The organism is Craurococcus roseus, from assembly GCF_039523795.1.
GTDB lineage: Bacteria > Pseudomonadota > Alphaproteobacteria > Acetobacterales > Acetobacteraceae > Craurococcus > Craurococcus roseus.
In genome coordinates, this window is record NZ_BAAAFZ010000060.1 from 1 (window position 1) to 15,578 (window position 15,578).

Sequence of the window (15,578 nt, forward strand, 5' to 3'; positions counted from 1 at the left end):
TCGCGGCACACGCCGGTGGCGGGGCCGAGGAGGCGGGCCTGCGCGGCGCGCAGCCCGGGCCAGCGTTCCAGCACGCGGGCGGTGGCGTTTCGCGCTTCCCGGAGCCGGGCGATGTCGGCCTGGAGCGGGTCGGCCGGCGGGCGCGAAGGCGCGCCCGCCGCGGCGAACCAGGCGGCGAGCCATTCGTAGAGGGCCTCGTTGTCGGCGCGGCTGGGCAGCAGGTCGAGGACGGCCGGCAACTCCACGGTCGCGCCGTCGAAGCGGGGCGCCTCCAACCGCTCCGCGGCGCCTAGGCCGAGGCGCTGGCGGAAAGACAGGCGGTGGCGCGAAACGGCGTGCCCCGCCGCCATCAGCCGCACGCCGCCCGCCCCGCCGAGGGCGCGGAACATCACGCCGAGCCGGCCGCGCACCTCTTCCAGCCGCACCGCGGCGTACGGGTGCCGCGGCCAGCTCGCGGCGTCGCCGACGAGGCGGTGCCACTGCTGGCCGACCGTCTCCTCCGGCTCGAAGAAGGGCAGGGCCACGGCGCCGTGGCCCGTCAGCCGAGGGTGATCTCGGCGACGCGGAGCAGCGCCTGCTTCACGTCGGGCTCGTCGGACAGCGGCTCGATCATCGCGGCGCGGATGGCCTGGGCGGGTTTCATGCCGCCGGCGATCAGCGTGGCGCAGTAGACGAGCAGGCGGGTGGAGACGCCCTCCTCCAGGTCCTGGCCCTTGAGGTCGCGCAGCGCGCCCGCCAAGCGCACCAGGGGCACGCAGCGGTCGCGCGGCAAGCCGCTCTCCTGCGAGACGATCGCGGTTTCGGCGTCCGGCGGCGGGAAGCCGAAGTCGAGGGCGAGGAAGCGCTGGCGCGTGCTGGGCTTCAAGCCCTTGAGCACGTTCTGGTAGCCGGGGTTGTAGGAGACGACGAGCATGAAGCCGGGCGGCGCTTCCAGCAGCTCGCCGGTGCGCTCCAGCGGCAGGACGCGGCGGTCGTCCGTCAGCGGGTGCAGCACAACGGTGACGTCCTTGCGCGCCTCCACCACCTCGTCGAGGTAGCAGATCGCGCCCTCGCGCACGGCGCGCGTCAGCGGCCCGTCCACCCAGACCGTGTCGCCGCCCTTGAGCAGGTATCGCCCCGTCAGGTCGGCGGCGGTGAGGTCGTCGTGGCAGGCCACCGTGTAGAGCCGGCGGCCGAGGCGCGCGGCCATGTGCGCCACGAAGCGCGTCTTGCCGCAGCCCGTCGGCCCCTTCAGCAGCAGGGGCAGCCGGTTGCGGAAGGCGTGCTCGAACAGCGCGACCTCGTCGCCTACCGGCGCGTAGAAGGGCACGGCGGCCGGCGGCGTCCCCGCCGCCTGCCCGCTGACCGCGGCGCTCACTCCGCGGGGGCCGGGCGCGGGGGCGCCGCTTCCATGCGCGCCGGCCGCTCCTCGCGCACCGGGCCGAGGACCGCCCAGATGTAGAGCAGCGCGGCCACCACGACGATGGCGCCGGCGCCGAGGCGCATCCAGTAGAACAGCACGAGTTGCTCCTGCACCTCCATGTAGAACATGCCCATCACCCGTTGCAGGTGGACCTGCACCACCCCGGCGAAGGTCAGCACGATCGTCATGAAGAACATGGCCGAGGTCATCAGCCAGAAGCTCCACATGTTGAGCACCTGGTTGTAGGGCTGCCGGCCGCGCAGGTACGGCATGGCGTAGGTCATGATGGCCAGGTTCAGCATGACGTAGGCGCCGAAGAAGGCCAGGTGCCCGTGCGCCGCCGTGATCTGGGTGCCGTGGCTGTAGTAGTTCACCCCGTGCAGCGTGTGCATGAAGCCCCACACGCCCGCGCCGAAGAAGGCGCCCACCGTGCAGCCGAGCGCCCAGAGCAGCGCCGCCTTGTTCGGGTGGTCGCGCCGCCCGCGCCAGACCATGGTGAAGGTGAACACCACCATGGCGAAGAAGGGCGCGATCTCCAAGGTGGAGAACACGCTGCCGATCCACTGCCAGTAGCCCGGCGCGCCTATCCAGTAGTAGTGGTGCCCGGTGCCCAGCAGCCCGGAGAAGAGCGCGAGGCCGACGATGGCGTAGAGCCACTTCTCCACCACCTCGCGGTCCACGCCGGTCATCTTGATGACCAGGAAGGCGAGGATGGAGGCCATGACCAGCTCCCAGACGCCCTCCACCCAGAGGTGGATGACGTACCACCAGTAGAGCTTGTCCACGGCGATGTTCTCGGGGTTCCAGATGGCGAAGAGCCAGAACACGGCGATCCCGACCATGCCGAGCAGCAGCACGCTGGTGATGGCGGTGCGGCGGCCCTTCAGCACCGTCATGCCGATGTTGTAGAGGAAGATCCCCGCCACGGCGACGATCGCCCACTTGACCCAGAGCGGCTGCTCCAGGAACTCGCGCCCGCCGTGGATGCCCATCAGGTAGCCGGCCACCGAGGCGAGCGCCCCCGCCATCAGCAGCCCGAACTGGACGTAGGCGAGGAGCGGGCTTTCGATGTCGCGCTCCGCTTCCTCCGGCACCAGGTAGTAGGCGGCGCCGAAGAAGCCCATCAGCAGCCACACCACCAAGGCGTTGGTGTGGACCATGCGCAGGATGCTGAAGGGCAGCGTCTCGGCGAGGAAGTTCGGCATGGCGTAGACGGTGGCGGCGAGCAGGCCGAACAGCACCTGCACGGCGAAGAGCGTGAGGGCGCCGACGAAGTAGACGTGGGCGACCCTTTGGCTGGCGTATTTCATGGTGGCTCCGATCCCGTCAGCCGGCGTCGTTGGGCGGCCAGCCCTGGGTGTTGATCTTGCTGACGAACTCCAGGAAGTCGGCGAGGTCGTTCAGCTCCTGCTCCGTCAGGTTGAACTGCGGCATCTGCCGACGGCCCGGTACGCCGCTCGGCTGCGACGCCATCCAGGCGATGAAGGTGGCGCGCGCTGCGTCGCGGTCCTCGTGCCCGCCGTAGCGCTTCCACACGTTGCCGAGCTCCGGCGCGAAGTAGGCGCCCTCGCCGAGGAGCGAATGGCAGTTGATGCAGGAGTTGCGCTCCCACACGTGCTTGCCGCGCACCACGCCCTCGCTCATGGCCGACACGGGCGCGCTGGTGCTGTTCATGTACATGTGGCTGTGCACCGTCAGCGCGACGAACACCACGAGGAAGAAGGCTGACCCCCCGTAGAAGATGTTTCGCGTCGCGGACTTCGTCAGGCGCTCGGCCATCGCATCACCCTTCCTGCAAATCCGGGCGGGCGGCCCGGGGATTCGTCGGCGGCTTGGCCGCTCCGTGGGGACGGCCGGGCGCTTCGCCGGAGTCTTCGGTCACGCCGTTCGAGGGACATCAGGCGAGCCATCGCGGCGCGACGCCGGCGTCCGAAACGACGGCCCGCGCCGCGCCGGCCCGCCGCAGCAGGGCCGCGGCCTCGCCGGGCGGCAGCACCGTCATGGCCGTCGCCAGCGCGTCCGCGAGCGTGGCACTCGGCGCGACCACCGACGCGGCGCGGTCGGCGGGCGGGCAGCCGCCCGTCCGCGGGTCGATAATGTGGTGGCGGCGCGCGTCCGCGGTGAACGGGCCGCCGCGGCCGGCGGATGTCGCGACCGCCGCCTCCTCCAACCCGACTCCCAAGCCCGCTCCCGGCGCGGCCGGGTGGTCCAGGCCCACGCGCCAAGGCAGGCCGCCCGGGCCCGACCCGGAGCCGCGCAGTTCGCCGACATCCACCAGCGCGTCGGGCATCCCGGCGTCGCGCAGCAACCCGGCGACCCGGTCCGTGATGTAGCCCTGGGCGATGCCGTTCAGTGTCACGGCCATGCCTGGCCGCGCCAACCTGACACCGGCAGCGCCCACGTCGACGCCGCGGTAATCCACCAGGGCCCTCGCGGCCGCGAGGGCGGCCGGCGGCGGGTCGTCGGCGTGCCGCGCGTGGAGGAGCCAAAGCGGCTGGATCGTCACGTCGAAGGCGCCGCCCGTGAGGTCGCCCAACCGCAGCGCCTCCGCGAGCAGCCGCCGCATGTCGAGCGACGGCCGCTCCAGCCGGCCGTCGCGGTTGAGGCGCGACAGCGCGGACCAGGGGCGGAAGAGGCTGAACTCGTCCTCCAGCCGCCCGATCTCCGCGACCGCCGCGCCGAGCGCGGTTCGCGCGGCCGCCGGGTCGCTGTGCAGCAACAGCACCTTTGCTTCGGCGCCGAGCGCGGAGCCGCGCCATTCCGCGGCCGCCGGCGCCCGCCGCGTCGCGCCGCGCCCCGTCGCCGCCGCGATGCCGCCCACGGCGGCGCTCGCGGCGAGAACCCGCAACGCCCGCCGGCGCGGCAGCCGGGTGGGGGGCGCGGCGCGCGACCCAGTCACGGCCTGCCTCCGGCCCCTACGGCCGCCAATCCGCGCAGCTTGATCTGCAAACGGACCGCCGGGCAGGCCTGCTCGTCGTAGTAGAGGGTCTGGCATTTCAGGCAGTTGATGCACTCGTTGGGATTGATGCGGCCTTCCGGATGGATCGCCTGCACGGGGCAGCTCCGCGCGCACAGTTGGCACGGCGCGCCGCACTGCTTGTGCCGCTTCAGCCAATCGAAGACCCGGATGCGCGCGGGCAGCGCCAGCGCGGCGCCGAGCGGGCAGAGGTAGCGGCAGAACATGCGCTCGATGAAGAGGCCGCCCGTCAGCAAGGCCAGGGCGTAGGCGACGAAGGGCCAGGGGCGCTGGAAGTGCAAGGTGATGGCGGTTTTGAAGGGCTCGACCTCCGCGGCCGCGACGGCCGCTTCGATCGGGCCGAGGGAAAGGCCGAGCAGGACCAGGAAAACGATGTACTTCGCCGGCCACAACCGCTCGTGCAGCGCGAAGGGCACCGTCACCTGCGGCACGCGGAGGCGGCGCGCGACGAGGTTCAGCAGCTCCTGCAACGCCCCGAAGGGGCAGAGCCAGCCGCAGAACACGCCCCGCGCCCAGAACAGCAAGGAGGCGGCGACGAAGGCCCAGAGCACGAAGCCCAGCGGATCGAGCAGGAAGGGCTCCCAACTGAAGCCCGTGCTCAGCGCCGCGGCGAAGGAGATGAGGTTCACCACCGAGAGCTGCGCGCCCGCGTACCAACCGAGCCAGCCTAGCGTGAAAGCGAGCCCCGAAAGGCGGACCGCCCGCCACAGCCGCGGCCGCCGCGCCAACGGGTTCTGCAGCAGCACCACGGCGCAGACCGCGAGCAGAGCAAGGGCGAGGACGGCGAGTCGCCCCGATCGCAGTTCCCATGCCCGGTGCCACGGCGGGGCCGCGGCCCCTTCGTGGTCCTCCGGCGCCGCCTCGGCGGGCGGGGCCGGGCGGAGGTGCCGTTCCGGCAAAGCGTAGGGCAGGGCGAAGAGCGCGAGGGCAGGACCGCCTTCCGGGCGGCGCTCGGACACGGCCAGCTCCAGGCGCCAGGGCAGGGCCGGGTCGAAGCCGCTCTCGGGCGGGAGGACGAAGACCGCGGCCTCGCGCGGTTCCGGCGCACCAGCGGCGCGGATGCGTTCGACCTGTCGGTGCTGGGCGGCGACCAAGCCGATGGTGCGCTCGCCCTGCGCGATCTGGACGCGGTCGAACGCGCCGGTCCGGACCCAGGAGGTGCCCTTGAAGGAATACGCGCCCTCGCCCGCGACGAAGACGAGGTTCGACCCGGGCGCGGCGTCGGCGAGCAGCCGCGCGTGCTCCGCTTGGCCGAGGAGGTTGGCGCCGATCTGCGCCGGCGTGGCGAGCGCCGCGTAGAGCGTCGCGTAGTTCGCGTCCGGCGGCAGCAGCGCCGCCGCCGGGTTCGGCGCGCCGGCGCGCCGCAACGCTCCGGCCGCCTCGGCGGCGGTGATCCGCAGCCGCGCGACGGAACCGGCCGCGCGCAGCTCTTCCCAACCCTCCGGCCGGAAGGCATCGAGTTCGAGGCGCGCGGCGCCGCCTCCGGCGCCCAGGGCGCAAGGGAGGCCGCGCGCCCGCGCCACCGCCCGCGCGGCGCCGAGGATGGCGTCGTGCAGCGCGAAGGAGCTGATGGTGGCGCGGCTGATCGCCTGCACCGACTGGCCCTCGGGGGCGGCGCCGATGCGGACGCGGCGGGCGGCGTCGAGCCCGGCGTATTGGCGCACGAAGCCCGCGAGCGCGTCGGCGCCGACGCCGATCATCAGGATGGGCTCGTGCTGCTCCAGCAGTTCCGCGCCCGCGATGCGGCAGTCGAGCCCCAGCCCGACCAGCACATCCAGCGGCCGCGCCCCGTAGCCGCCGCCGGCGGTGACCTGCTTCGTCGAAAGGAGGTAGCCCAGCAACTCGCCGCCGCGGTACGCCGGCGCGGCGGGCGGCGCGCCCTCGGGAGCGCCGAAGCGGTCCGCCCCCGGGAAGGCGGCGCGCGGACCGGGATCGCTCGGCGCCCCGGCCCCGCCGAGCAGGAGGACCAGCAGCACCAGAACGAAGGCCCGGCTCGGTTCGGAAGCTCGGTGGTTGCGCACGCGCCGCTTCGCCGTCCTGGAACGCATTTCGGCCCGGTCCACTCGGGCCGTTGTCAGTATTGGGCAGTTTGGGCCCCGCGTATTTGCGCCAGGACAAGAACCGCCGGCGGGATTCGTGCGTAGGCTCCGTCCTCGTCGTTCGACACGCGGGGATGGAACACGATGCGCCTGCGCCAAACCCTCTGCCTGACCACCGCGGCAATCGCGCTGTCGGCCGGGCTTTCGGCCTCCGGGCTCCAGGCCCAGCAGCAGCAGCCGCGCCAAACGGCGCCGCAGGGCCCGGCGGCGGCGCCAGGGGCGCCCCCGACGCAGCCTGGCGCCGGTGTGCCGGTGCCCCCGGCGGCGGCGCAACAGCAGCAGCGGCCGCCCTTCGCGGCGGCGGCCCCGCAGGGCGGGCAACGGCCCCCGGCGTCGCCGCAGCCGCAGCAGGCGCCGTCGCAGCAGGCTGCGCCCGCCGCGCCCGGCGGCCAGCCGGGGGCGCAGGCCGGACCCGTGCCGAGCGCGCGCGAAACCCACACCACGACGCCCGGGGGGCAGTACCAGCCGAGCCTCGACATCCTACAGCAGGCGCCGATGCAGCAGCCCGGGACGGTGCCGGGCATCCCGACCCTGACCGCCGAAGAGTTCGCGGAAGCGCGGCAGATCTACTTCCAGCGCTGCGCCGGCTGCCACGGCGTGCTGCGGCGCGGCGCCACCGGCAAGGCGCTGACCACCGACCTCACCCGCGAGCGCGGCCTGGAAGCGCTGAAAGACTTCATCAACTTCGGCTCGCCCTCCGGCATGCCGAACTGGGGCACCTCCGGCGACCTGACCGACCGGCAGATCGACGTGATGGCCCGCTTCCTGCTGAACGAGCCGCCGCAGCCGCCCGAGTTCGGCATGGAGGAGATCCGCGGCACCTGGAAGGTGACGGTGCCCGTGGAGCAGCGCCCCACCTCCAAGCAGAACAACATCAACATCGAGAACCTGTTCTCGGTGACGCTGCGCGACGCCGGCCAGGTGGCGCTGATAGACGGCGACACGAAGGAGATCATCAACGTCGTCACCACGGGCTACGCGGTGCACATCTCCCGCTCCTCCGCCTCCGGCCGCTACCTCTACGTCGTGGGCCGCGACGGCAAGGTGAACCTGATCGACCTGTGGATGCGCGTGCCCGACTCGGTCGCCGAGGTGCGGATCGGGCTGGAGGCGCGCTCGGTCGAAACCTCCAAGGCGCAGGGCTTCGAGGACCGCTACGTGATCGCCGGCGGCTATTGGCCGCCGCAGTACGTGATCATGGACGGGCCGACGCTGGAGCCGCTGCGCGTGGAATCCACCCGCGGCTACACCTACGACACCCAGGAGTACCACCCGGAGCCGCGCGTCGCCTCCATCGTCGCCACGCACGGCCGGCCTGAATGGGTCGTGAACGTGAAGGAGACGGGCAAGATCCTGCTGGTGAACTACGAGGACCTGAAGAACCTCAAGGTCACCAGCATCAACGCCGAGCGCTTCCTGCACGACGGCGGCCTGGACCGCAGCGGGCGCTACTTCCTGGTGGCGGCGAACGCCCGCAACAAGGTGGGCGTGGTGGACACCCAGGAGGGCCGGCTGGTGGCGCTCGTGGACGTGAGCGTCACGCCGCACCCGGGCCGCGGCGCCAACTTCGACCACCCGCGCTTCGGGCCGGTCTGGGCCACCGGGCACCTCGGCAGCGACGTGGTCTCGCTGATCGGCACCGACCCCATCCGCTTCCCGCAGAACGCCTGGAAGGTGGTGCAGGAGCTGAACGGGCAAGGCGGCGGCTCGCTCTTCCTCAAGACGCACCCGCGCTCGCGCAACCTCTACGTGGATACGACCCTGAATCCGGAGCCGGAGATCGCCTCCTCCATCGCGGTCTTCGACCTGAACGACCTGAGCAAGCCCTACGAGGTGCTGCCGATCGGCGAGTGGTCCGGCATCACCGAGGGCCAGCGCCGGGTCGTGCAGCCTGAGTTCAACCGCGAAGGCACCGAGGTCTGGTTCTCGGTCTGGAACGCGCAGCAGCAGGAGTCCGCCATCGTGGTGGTGGACGACCGCACGCGGCGGCCGGTCAAGGTGATACGCGACAAGCGCTTGGTGACGCCGACGGGCAAGTTCAACGTCCACAACACGCAGCGCGACGTGTACTAGCGGCCGCCGCCTTGCCGAGGGCCGTCCGATCCACGCGACGAGGTGCGCCATGCCGGAGGGGATGATGGAAGCGGGCCGCATCGCCGGCGGCGCCGTACGCCTCGTGGGCGCCGGGCCCGGCGACCCGGACCTTCTGACGGTCCGGGCGCGCAGGCTGGTGGAAACGGCCGAGGCGGTGGTCTTCGACCGCCTGGTGGCCGAGGAGATCCTGGCCCTGGTGCCGGAGGGCGCGCTGCGCCTGGACGTGGGCAAGGCGCCGGGCCGGCACCGGATGACGCAACCGGAGATCAACGGGCTGCTGGTGGACCTCGCCCGCAGCGGCCTGCAGGTGGTGCGGCTGAAGGGGGGCGATCCCTTCACCTTCGGCCGCGGCGGCGAGGAAGCGGAACACCTGCGGCGCCACGGCGTCGCAGTGGAGGTGGTGCCGGGCGTCACCTCGGCGGCCGGCTGCGCCGCCGCGATCGGCGTGCCGTTGACGCACCGCGGCTTGGCGCACGGCGTGCGCTACGTCACCGGGCACTGCCAGGGCGACGCGGCGCTGGACCTCGATTGGGCGGGCCTCGCCGATCCCGACACCACGCTGGTCGTCTACATGGGCTTTTCGCAGATCGGCGAGATCGCGGCGCGGCTGGCCGCGGCGGGCTTGCCGCCGGCGACTCCGGTGGCGGCCGTGCAGAGCGGCACGACGCCGCGCCAGCGCCACGCGGTCGCAACGCTCGGGACCGTCCAGGCGGCGGCGGGGGCTTTGGGCGGCGGCGGCCCGGTGCTCTTCATCATCGGCCGGGTGGTGGCGCTCGCCCCGGCCGGGGCGCCGCGCCATGCGCTGGCCCTCGCCTAGGCGCGCCGCCTTGCCCGCCGCCCTCCTCGCGCCGCTGCTGGCCGCCGCCGGCGCTGGCATCCCGGAGGCGCGGCAGGGCGAACTGCGGCACCTGCTGCTGCACGACTGCGGCTCCTGCCACGGGTTGACCATGCGGGGCGGGCTCGGCCGGCCCCTGCTCCCCGAGGCGCTCGCGGACCGCAGCGACGCGGCGCTGGCGGAAGTGATCCTGCACGGCATCCGTGGCACCGCCATGCCGCCCTGGCGCGGCGAGCTGACACCCGAGGAGGCGCATTGGATGGTGCGGGAATTGCGCAGGGGAGGCGCGGCGCATGGCGAGTAGGAGAGGCGTCCTGGGCGGGCTGCTCGCCGCCGGCGCGTTGGCGGGCGGCGACGCGCGCGCCCTGGCGGCGGAGCGCGGCACCGGCGATCTCGGCATCGTCGTCGAGCGCGCTTCCGGCAGCGTGCAGGTCGTGGAAACGACGGGGCGCACGTCGCTCGGCCGCATCGCCGGCCTCGGCGACCTGTCCCACGCCTCGGCCGTGTTCTCGCGCGACGGGCGCCACGCCTTCGTCTTCGGCCGCGACGGGGGCTTGAGCAAGCTCGACCTGCTGCGCGGCGTCGTGGCCAAGCGCGTCGTGCAGGCGGGCAACTCCATCGGCGGCGCCATCTCCGACGACGGGCGCCTGGTGGCCGTCGGCAACTACGAACCGGGCGGCGTGCGGGTCTTCGACACCGAGGCGTTGGCGCCGGTCGCCGACATCCCGGCGGCCTACGGCCCGGGCGGCACGGCGCGGTCGAAAGTGGTGGGGCTCGCCGACCTGCCCGGGCGGGGCTTCGCCTTCAGCCTCTTCGACGCCGGCGAGATCTGGATCGCCGCCGTCCCGCCGGACGGCCCGCCAGAGGTGCGGCGCTTCCGCGACGCCGGCCGCCAGCCCTACGACGGCTTCGTCACCCCGGACGGGCGGCACTACATCGCCGGCCTGTTCGGCGAAGACGGGCTGGCCCGCATCGACCTGTGGCGGCCGGAACTCGGCGTGCGGCGCGTGTTGCAGGGCTACGGGCGTGGCGAGGAGCCGTTGCCCGTGTTCAAGATGCCGCACCTGCGCGGCTGGGCGGTGGCGGGCGAGCTGGTCTTCCTCCCCGCCATCGGCCGCCACGAGCTGCTGGCGGTGGACCGGCGGGACTGGACGGAACGCGGGCGCGTTCCCACCCACGGCCAGCCGGTCTTCGCCGTGGCGAGGCCGGACGGGCGGCAGGTCTGGGTCAACTTCGCGCATCCGCGCAACGACGTGGTGCAGGTGGTGGACACCCAGAGCCTCCAGGTCGCGCACGCCTTCACCCTCGGCCGCGGCGTGATGCACCTGGAGTTCACGCCGCGCGGCGAGCAGGTCTGGATCTCGGTGCGCGACTCGAACCGGGTGGAGGTGTTCGACACGCGGAGCCTCGCGCGCCTCGATTCGCTCCCGGCCGAGAGCCCGAGCGGCATCTTCCTCACCGCCCGCGCGCAGCGGATCGGGTTCTAGCCGTGCTGCCGCTCGACGACACCGACCGCCGCCTGCTCGACGGCTTCCAGCGCGACCTGCCGCTGGAGCCGCGGCCCTTCGCGGCGATCGCCGGCGACCTCGGTCTGGCGGAAGCCGAGGTGATCCGGCGCCTCGCCGCCTTGCAGGAGGCGGGCGCGGTGTCGCGCGTCGGGGCCGTGGTGCGGCCGAACACCGCCGGGCGCAGCACCCTGGCCGCGATGGCGGTGCCGGAGGACCGGCTGGGGGAGGTGGGCGCACTGGTCGCCGCGCTGCCCGAGGTGAACCACTGCTACGAGCGCGAGCACCGCCTTAACCTCTGGTTCGTCGTCACCGCCGCCGACGCGGAGGGTGTCGTGGCGGCGTTGGCGCGGGCGGAGGCGGCGACGGGCCTCCCCGTCCTCGACCTGCCGCTGGAAGCCGAATACCGCATCGATCTGGGATTCCCCCTGCGATGGACGTGACCCCCGGGGAACGCGCGCTGCTCGCCGCCCTCGCGGACGGGCTGCCCCTGGAGCCGCATCCCTTCGCCGCGCTCGGCGAAAGGTTGGGGCTGACGGAAGCGCAGGCGCTGGACGCCCTGCGCGCGCTGCGCGACCGCGGCGTGGTCCGCCGCTTCGGCGTGGTGGTGCGGCACCACGAGCTGGGCTACCGCGCCAACGCCATGGTGGTCTGGGACGTGCCCGACGCGGCGGTGGACGCGGCCGGGCGGGCCCTGGCCGCGGCGCCGGACGTCACGCTCTGCTACCGCCGGCCGCGCCGGCTGCCCGACTGGCCTTACAACCTGTTCTGCATGATCCATGGCCGCGGCCGGGACGCCGTGCTGCGCGCGGTGGAGCGGGCGGCGTACGCGGCGGGGCTGGCGGCCGTGCCGCGCGAGGTGCTGTTCAGCGGAAAGAGGTTCAAGCAGCGCGGCGCGGTCTTCGGCCCGGCCCGAACCGGAGGAGCGGCATGGACGAACTCGACCGCCGCATCGTGAACGCGCTGCAGGGCGGCTTCCCGATCTGCGAACGCCCCTTCGCGGCCGCCGCCGAGGGCCTCGGCACGGACGAGGCGACGCTGATCGCGCGCCTCCGGGCGATGCGGGAGGAGGGCGTCCTGTCCCGCTTCGGCCCGCTCTTCAAGGCCGAGGGCTTGGGCGGCGCCGTCACCCTCGCCGCCATGGCGGTGCCGGAGGAGCGCTTCGAGGGGGTCGCCGCGCTGGTGAACGCGCACCCGGAGGTGGCGCACAACTACGCGCGCGACCACCAATGGCTCAACATGTGGTTCGTGCTGGCGACGGAGGACGAAGCCCGCGTCGGGGCCACGATCCGCGCCATCGAGGCGGAAACGGGCCTGCCGGTGCTGAACATGCCGCGCGAGGCCGAGTACCACGTCGGCCTGCGGCTGGAAGCCTGAGCCGGATGGACGCCGCCGACCGCAGCATAGTCAGGGCGACTCAGGGAGGGCTGCCGCTCGAACCGCGCCCCTACCACGCCGTCGCGGCGGCCGTCGGCCTGGAGCCGGCCGAGGTGATGGGGCGGATGGAGCGCATGCTCGCCGAGGGCGCCATCCGCCGCATCGGCGCGGTGCCGAACCACTACGCGCTGGGCTACCGCGCCAACGGCATGGCGGTGTGGGACGTGGACGACGCGCGGGTGGACGCGCTCGGCGCCAGGATCGCCGCGCTCGGCCTGTCCAGCCATTGCTACCGGCGGCCGCGCCACCCGCCGCATTGGCCTTACAACCTGTTCACCATGGTCCATGGGCGCGAGCGCGCCGAGGCCCTGCGTGCGGTCGAGGCGATAGCCGCCGTGCTTGGCCCGGCGGCGCGGGCGCACGAGGTGCTGTTCAGCACCCGCATACTGAAGAAGACCGGGCTGCGCTTGGCCGGCTAGGAGAAGGCGATGCTGAGGCTGTCCCAGTTCATGCGAGACCTGGCCGCGCCGGAGGGCGCCGCACCGGCCGCCCCGTCCCGCGCCCGGCCGACGGCCCGGCCAGGGCCGCCGCGCCCGGTGGTGATCTGGAACCTGATCAGGCGCTGCAACCTGAATTGCCGGCACTGCTACTCCATCTCCGCCGACGTGGACTTCCCGGGGGAGCTCTCCACCGCCCAGGTCGGCGCGGTGATGGACGACCTGCGCCGCTTCGGCGTGCCGGCCCTCATCCTCTCGGGCGGGGAACCGCTGCTGCGGCCGGACATCTTCGAGATATCTGCTCGCGCCAAGGCGATGGGCTTTTACGTTGGGCTGTCCTCCAACGGCACAGCCATCGACGCCGCGACGGCCGACCGGATCGCCCGGATCGGCTACGACTACGTCGGCATCAGCCTCGACGGGCTGGAAGAGACGCACGACCGCTTCCGCCGGCAGAAGGGCGCCTTCGCCGCCTCCCTCGCCGGGGTCCGCCACTGCCGCGACCGCGGGCTGAAGGTGGGGCTGCGCTTCACCGTCACGCGCGACAACGCCGCCGAGCTGCCGGCGCTGCTCGACCTGGCCGAGGCGGAAGGGGTGCACAAGTTCTACCTCTCGCACCTGAACTACGCCGGCCGCGGCAACCGCAACCGGGGCGACGACGCCGAGCACGCGATGACGCGGGCCGCCATGGACCTGCTCTTCGAACGCTGCTGGGACCAGGCCCGGCGCGGGGTGGAGCGGGAGGTGACGACCGGCAACAACGACGCGGACGGCGTCTACCTGCTGCACTGGGCGCGCCGGCGGGTGCCGGAGCGGGCCGGGCGGCTGGAGGCCGCGCTGCGGCGCTGGGGCGGCAATTCCTGCGGCGTGAACATCGCCAACATCGACAACCTCGGCAACGTCCACCCGGACACGATGTGGTGGCACCACAGCCTGGGCAACGTGAAGGACCGGCCCTTCTCCGAGATCTGGTCCGACCTGTCGGAGCCGCTGCTCGCCGGGCTGCGCGCCCGACCCCGCGCCGTGGCGGGCCGTTGCGGCGCCTGCCTGCACCTCGCCATCTGCAACGGCAGCAGCCGCGTGCGGCCGTTCCGCGCCCACGGCGACGTTTGGGCCGAGGACCCGGGCTGCTACCTGACCGACGCGGAGATCGGGCTGGAGCCGGCGGAGGAGGGCGCGGATGCGCTGGCCCTGGCCTGACCCACGGGCGGCGGCGCTGCTCGCGCCGCTGCTGATGACGGCCGCGCCCGCTGCGGTGGCGCGGCCCGACGCGGCGACGCTTTACTCCCAGCGCTGCGCCGCCTGCCACGGGGCGGAACGGCTCGGCGGCCGGGGTCCTGCGCTGCTGCCCGAGAACATGGGCCGGCTGCGTCCGCCCCAGGCCGGCGCGGTGATCGCCCGCGGCCGGCCGGCGACGCAGATGCCGGGCTTCGCCGACACGCTCTCCCCGCCCGAGATCGAGGCGTTGACCGCCTTCATCTACAGCCCCGCGCCCCCCGACCTGCGCTGGGGCGCGACGGAGATCGAGGAAACGCGCAGCGTCCTGGTGCCGCCCGAGCGACTGCCCGCGCGCCCGGTCTTCGACGCCGACCCGCTCAACCTGTTCGTCGTGGTCGAGACGGGGGACCACCACGCCACGGTGCTGGACGGCGACCGCTTCGCGCCGATCCACCGCTTCCCGACCCGGCCGGCGCTGCACGGCGGGCCGAAATTCTCGCCGGACGGGCGCTTCGTGTACCTGATGTCGCGCGACGGCTGGGTGACGAAGTACGACCTCTACTCCCTCCAGCCCGTGGCCGAGGTCCGGGCCGGGGTGAACAGCCGCAACGTCGCGCTGTCCAGCGACGGGCGCTTCGTGGCGGTGGCCAACTACCTGCCGCACAGCTTGGTGCTGCTGGACGCGGGCGACCTGTCGGTGAAGCGGGTGGTCCCGGCCGTGGCGCTGCGCGGCGGCGCCACCTCCCGCGTCAGCGCGGTGTACGACGCTCGGCCGCGGCGCAGCTTCATCGTGGCGATGAAGGACATCCCGGAGGTCTGGGAGGTGTCCTACGACGACAACGCGCCGCCGGTCTACACCGGCCTCGTCCACAGCCACGAGAAGGGCATGGTGGAAGGGCTCGCCGCCTCCGCCGGCCTCTTCGCGCTCCGCCGCATCGCGGTGGAGGAGCCGCTGGACGACTTCATGTTCGACCCGCCCTACCGCAGCCTGCTCGGCTCCGCGCGGGAGGGCGGGCGGACGGTGGTTGTGAACCTCACCGTCGGCCGGCCGGTCGCGACGGTGCCGCTGGAAGGGTTGCCGCATCTCGGCTCCGGCATCACCTGGATGCGGGAAGGGCGGCGGCTGCTGGCGACGCCGCACCTCAAGGAGCCGCAGGTGAGCGTGATCGACATGGCGAACTGGGGCGTGGTGGCGCGCATCCCCACCGACGGCCCCGGCTTCTTCCTCCGCAGCCACGAGCGCACGCCCTACGCCTGGACCGACTCCATGATGGGCGGCCCCGGGGCGCGGGACACCATCCAGGTCATCGACAAGCGCAGCCTGGAGGTGGTGCGCCGCCTGCGCCCGGCGCCCGGCCGCACCGCGGCCCATGTGGAGTTCACGCGCGACGGCCGCCACGCCCTGGTCAGCGTCTGGGAGGACGACGGCGCGGTGGTGGTCTACGACGCCGAGAGCTTCGAGGAGGTGGCGCGGCTGCCCATGCGGCGCCCCTCCGGCAAGTACAACGTGTTCAACAAGATCACCCTTTCCGAGGGGACCAGCCATTAGCGCGAACGCGGCCACCAAGCCGGGC

The 15,578-nt window shown here is 73.3% G+C and carries 16 protein-coding genes; 10 read left to right on the top strand and 6 right to left on the bottom strand.

What is annotated here, in order from left to right:
• The 6 genes from ABD067_RS18080 to ABD067_RS18105 all read right to left on the bottom strand — a co-directional run.
• On the bottom strand, positions 1-524 hold a 524-nt coding region (locus tag ABD067_RS18080; protein WP_456305257.1), incomplete at its 3' end, for a hypothetical protein.
• A 14-nt stretch (positions 525-538) separates the two neighbouring features.
• Entirely contained in the window at positions 539-1,357 is an 819-nt protein-coding gene (locus tag ABD067_RS18085) for a CbbQ/NirQ/NorQ/GpvN family protein (protein WP_343896764.1), read from the bottom strand.
• A complete protein-coding gene (locus ABD067_RS18090) occupies positions 1,354-2,712 on the bottom strand; it encodes a cbb3-type cytochrome c oxidase subunit I (protein ID WP_343896765.1) in 1,359 nt (452 codons plus the stop codon). Before ABD067_RS18090 ends, ABD067_RS18085 begins: the two co-directional genes overlap by 4 nt.
• A 16-nt stretch (positions 2,713-2,728) precedes the next feature.
• Positions 2,729-3,181, bottom strand: a complete 453-nt coding sequence (locus ABD067_RS18095) for a c-type cytochrome (RefSeq protein WP_343896766.1) — start codon at positions 3,179-3,181, stop codon at positions 2,729-2,731.
• Positions 3,182-3,299: 118 nt separating this feature from the next.
• The gene (locus ABD067_RS18100) at positions 3,300-4,301 is read right to left on the bottom strand and encodes an FAD:protein FMN transferase (protein WP_343896767.1); all 1,002 of its coding nucleotides are present in this window, start codon (positions 4,299-4,301) and stop codon (positions 3,300-3,302) included.
• Positions 4,298-6,400 carry a 4Fe-4S binding protein gene (locus tag ABD067_RS18105; protein ID WP_343896768.1) on the bottom strand — a complete coding sequence of 701 codons (2,103 nt, stop codon included), beginning with the start codon at positions 6,398-6,400 and terminating at the stop codon, positions 4,298-4,300. Before ABD067_RS18105 ends, ABD067_RS18100 begins: the two co-directional genes overlap by 4 nt.
• Positions 6,401-6,562: 162 nt before the next feature.
• Here ABD067_RS18105 and ABD067_RS18110 point away from each other — a divergent pair, with 162 nt between their 5' ends.
• Genes ABD067_RS18110 through ABD067_RS18155 form a run of 10 tightly spaced genes read left to right on the top strand, consistent with a single transcriptional unit; the run spans position 6,563 to position 15,553 of the window.
• A complete protein-coding gene (locus ABD067_RS18110) occupies positions 6,563-8,551 on the top strand; it encodes a cytochrome D1 domain-containing protein (protein WP_343896769.1) in 1,989 nt (662 codons plus the stop codon).
• Positions 8,552-8,600: 49 nt separating this feature from the next.
• Positions 8,601-9,389: a uroporphyrinogen-III C-methyltransferase gene (gene cobA / locus ABD067_RS18115; protein ID WP_343896770.1), complete on the top strand. Its 789-nt coding sequence runs from the start codon at positions 8,601-8,603 to the stop codon at positions 9,387-9,389.
• Between the two features lie 10 nt (positions 9,390-9,399).
• On the top strand, positions 9,400-9,711 hold the full coding sequence (locus ABD067_RS18120; RefSeq protein WP_343896771.1) for a c-type cytochrome: 312 nt from the start codon (positions 9,400-9,402) through the stop codon (positions 9,709-9,711).
• Entirely contained in the window at positions 9,701-10,894 is a 1,194-nt protein-coding gene (locus ABD067_RS18125) for a cytochrome D1 domain-containing protein (RefSeq protein WP_343896772.1), read from the top strand. The genes ABD067_RS18120 and ABD067_RS18125 overlap by 11 nt, the downstream gene beginning before the upstream one ends.
• 2 nt (positions 10,895-10,896) lie before the next feature.
• Complete coding sequence (locus ABD067_RS18130) at positions 10,897-11,355, top strand: Lrp/AsnC family transcriptional regulator (protein ID WP_343896773.1); 459 nt, start codon at positions 10,897-10,899, stop codon at positions 11,353-11,355.
• Positions 11,346-11,870: a siroheme decarboxylase subunit beta gene (gene ahbB / locus ABD067_RS18135; RefSeq protein WP_343896774.1), complete on the top strand. Its 525-nt coding sequence runs from the start codon at positions 11,346-11,348 to the stop codon at positions 11,868-11,870. The genes ABD067_RS18130 and ahbB (ABD067_RS18135) overlap by 10 nt, the downstream gene beginning before the upstream one ends.
• Positions 11,843-12,289 (top strand): Lrp/AsnC family transcriptional regulator, encoded by a 447-nt coding sequence (locus ABD067_RS18140; protein WP_343896775.1) that lies wholly within the window; start codon positions 11,843-11,845, stop codon positions 12,287-12,289. Before ahbB (ABD067_RS18135) ends, ABD067_RS18140 begins: the two co-directional genes overlap by 28 nt.
• A 5-nt stretch (positions 12,290-12,294) precedes the next feature.
• The gene (ahbB, locus tag ABD067_RS18145) at positions 12,295-12,768 is read left to right on the top strand and encodes a siroheme decarboxylase subunit beta (protein ID WP_343896776.1); all 474 of its coding nucleotides are present in this window, start codon (positions 12,295-12,297) and stop codon (positions 12,766-12,768) included.
• A gap of 9 nt (positions 12,769-12,777) precedes the next feature.
• The gene (gene nirJ / locus ABD067_RS18150) at positions 12,778-13,986 is read left to right on the top strand and encodes a heme d1 biosynthesis radical SAM protein NirJ (protein ID WP_343896778.1); all 1,209 of its coding nucleotides are present in this window, start codon (positions 12,778-12,780) and stop codon (positions 13,984-13,986) included.
• Positions 13,967-15,553, top strand: coding sequence for a cytochrome D1 domain-containing protein (locus ABD067_RS18155; protein ID WP_343896780.1), 1,587 nt, complete (start codon positions 13,967-13,969; stop codon positions 15,551-15,553). The genes nirJ and ABD067_RS18155 overlap by 20 nt, the downstream gene beginning before the upstream one ends.
• Positions 15,554-15,578 lie beyond the last annotated feature (25 nt).

Bases quoted from the DNA above. Each gene is read 5' to 3' on its own strand.
- ABD067_RS18090 (WP_343896765.1), bottom strand. From the start codon at position 2,712: ATGAAATACGCCAGCCAAAGGGTCGCCCACGTCTACTTCGTCGGCGCC.
- ABD067_RS18095 (WP_343896766.1), bottom strand. From the start codon at position 3,181: ATGGCCGAGCGCCTGACGAAGTCCGCGACGCGAAACATCTTCTACGGG.
- ABD067_RS18110 (WP_343896769.1), top strand. From the start codon at position 6,563: ATGCGCCTGCGCCAAACCCTCTGCCTGACCACCGCGGCAATCGCGCTG.
- cobA (WP_343896770.1), top strand. From the start codon at position 8,601: ATGCCGGAGGGGATGATGGAAGCGGGCCGCATCGCCGGCGGCGCCGTA.
- ABD067_RS18125 (WP_343896772.1), top strand. From the start codon at position 9,701: ATGGCGAGTAGGAGAGGCGTCCTGGGCGGGCTGCTCGCCGCCGGCGCG.
- ahbB (WP_343896774.1), top strand. From the start codon at position 11,346: ATGGACGTGACCCCCGGGGAACGCGCGCTGCTCGCCGCCCTCGCGGAC.
- ABD067_RS18140 (WP_343896775.1), top strand. From the start codon at position 11,843: ATGGACGAACTCGACCGCCGCATCGTGAACGCGCTGCAGGGCGGCTTC.
- ahbB (WP_343896776.1), top strand. From the start codon at position 12,295: ATGGACGCCGCCGACCGCAGCATAGTCAGGGCGACTCAGGGAGGGCTG.
- nirJ (WP_343896778.1), top strand. From the start codon at position 12,778: ATGCTGAGGCTGTCCCAGTTCATGCGAGACCTGGCCGCGCCGGAGGGC.
- ABD067_RS18155 (WP_343896780.1), top strand. From the start codon at position 13,967: ATGCGCTGGCCCTGGCCTGACCCACGGGCGGCGGCGCTGCTCGCGCCG.